At 38.7% G+C, this 1,124-nt stretch carries 1 protein-coding gene; it reads left to right on the plus strand.

Annotation, left to right across the window (positions count from 1 at the left end):
* Positions 1–61: 61 nt before the first annotated feature.
* A partial coding sequence (locus tag NUW87_RS11360) for a DDE-type integrase/transposase/recombinase (RefSeq protein WP_269028632.1) occupies positions 62–1,124 on the plus strand: 1,063 nt, incomplete at its 3' end.

The following is a 1,124-nucleotide window of genomic DNA, read 5'->3' on the forward strand; positions in this document are numbered from 1 at the left end:
TCAACCACTGCAATACTTATAATCACAAACAAAGCTACAACAAGCTAGGCACTTCAGATGGATGGGTTTTCTTCAACAGTTTCATTTGGTAATCAGGTATAAGAAGGGTATTTTTAACAAAGTCGCTGATATGCTTTCAAGGCCTATTATTAGTGCTTCAGTTATTCTTAAGCATAGTCCTATAATGCATGAAAGTTATGTGGAGCAATATGCTTTAGATACTAACTTTAAAGAAGTGTATGAAACTTTGTGCCACTCTAACCATGTTGAAGAATTGGATTATCATTTGCATAATAATCTCTTGTATCATCTTGGCAAGTTGTGTATTCCACAGGGGGAAAGAATCAACATTATAAGGGAAGCACATTCTTCTCTTATTGCTGGTCATTTTGGTGTAGGCAAGACAGTGGCTAATTTGCAAAGATACTGCTACTGGCCTAGAATGAATGAAAGTGTTTCGAGATATGTTCGAGGATGTTCGTTGTGTGCCACAAGTAAACCTAGTAATCGAAAGTTGGGTTTGTATACTCCACTTCCAGTTCCTTCTCGACCTTGGGAAAGTATTTCCATGGATTTTGTTGGTGGTTTACCTATGTCGAGAAGAGGTCATGATTATATTTATGTTGTGGTTGATCGATTTAGCAAAATGTGTATTTTGATGCCTTGTACTAAGCAGGTTACAGCAGAACAAACGACACAGTTGTTCTTTCAAAATGTTTGGGTGCATTTTGGATTGCCTAAGTCCATTATTTCTGATCGGGATTCTCGATTTGTTGGAAGTTTTTGGTCGAGTTTATGGGCACTCATGGACACCAAACTGAAAAAGAGCACAGCTTTTCATCCGCAAACAGATGGTCAGACAGAGGTGGTAAATCGTACAGTGGTGCATCTTCTTCGTGCTTATTGCAGCAAGCATCCTAAACTTTGGGATGAACATTTACACTACGTTCAACATGCGTACAATCGAGCTAAGCACTCTTCGACTCAAACGTCGCCATTTGAGGCATGTTTTGGCTATTTTCCCAAGTCACCTTTAGATTTCATCTTTGGGAAAGATATTGCTGTTGATGGGCAATATGATATTGATCGGGCAGAGAAGTTTATAGAACAAATTCAGTCGATAC

This window comes from Corynebacterium pilbarense, assembly GCF_026930265.1.
Classification (GTDB): Bacteria; Actinomycetota; Actinomycetes; order Mycobacteriales; family Mycobacteriaceae; genus Corynebacterium; species Corynebacterium pilbarense.